Below are 727 nucleotides of genomic sequence, written 5' to 3'. Positions count from 1 at the left end.
GGGAAGTTTTCAAAGACGAGGATACTGTCGAACAGATCTCCCGGCAGTTCAGTCCAACGCTGGATGTCACTCAACGATGCATATTGGTATTTCCTTGATCGTATTTGTTCCTGCTGTAAACCCTGCAACCACGAAACCAGCGTTCGATCTTCTTCTATCACTGCATGTAGCGGTATCGTGTTTATATACAAGCCCACCCGCTGTTCTACATTCTCCAGGTCTTCAGGACGACCGGAAACCGCAACCCCATAGCTTACATGTACACTACCTGTATAACGGTATAATAAATAAGACCAAACTCCCTGCATCACCGTATTCAATGTAATGTGATGAAGATGTGCATAAGACTCCAGTTGTCGTGTTTCTTCTTCCCCCAGCTCCAGTAACTGTAAGCCATATTCTCCCAGTCCTTTGTTCCTGTCTGCCGTCACTTTCACAAACGGTAATAAACTACCGTTTTCTAATCCCGACATATAACCACGCCAGTAGCATTCTTCTGATACTTTATCCCGCTTTTCTAGGTAACGGATGTAATCCTCGTAATTGTCAACACCCTCATCAGATACTGTTATACCCGATAATAGCTGGTCGTAAGTACGTAAGAATGATTCCATCAGTACCGGGATAGACCAGCCATCAAACAGGATATGATGCGATGTCCAGACCATGTGATATCGGGACTCATCCAAACGGATCAGGCTTAAACGCATTACAGGGGATTCCTCCA

At 45.0% G+C, this 727-nt stretch carries 1 protein-coding gene; it reads right to left on the bottom strand.

Features of this window, described 5'->3' with window-relative positions:
• Positions 1-727: condensation domain-containing protein (locus GO495_RS31880; protein WP_205691384.1), on the bottom strand; the 727-nt coding region annotated here is incomplete at both ends.

The organism is Chitinophaga oryziterrae, assembly GCF_009758125.1.
GTDB lineage: Bacteria > Bacteroidota > Bacteroidia > Chitinophagales > Chitinophagaceae > Chitinophaga > Chitinophaga oryziterrae.
The sequence above is the reverse complement of the archived record's forward strand: the minus strand, read 5'-3'. Positions and strand labels throughout refer to the sequence as shown.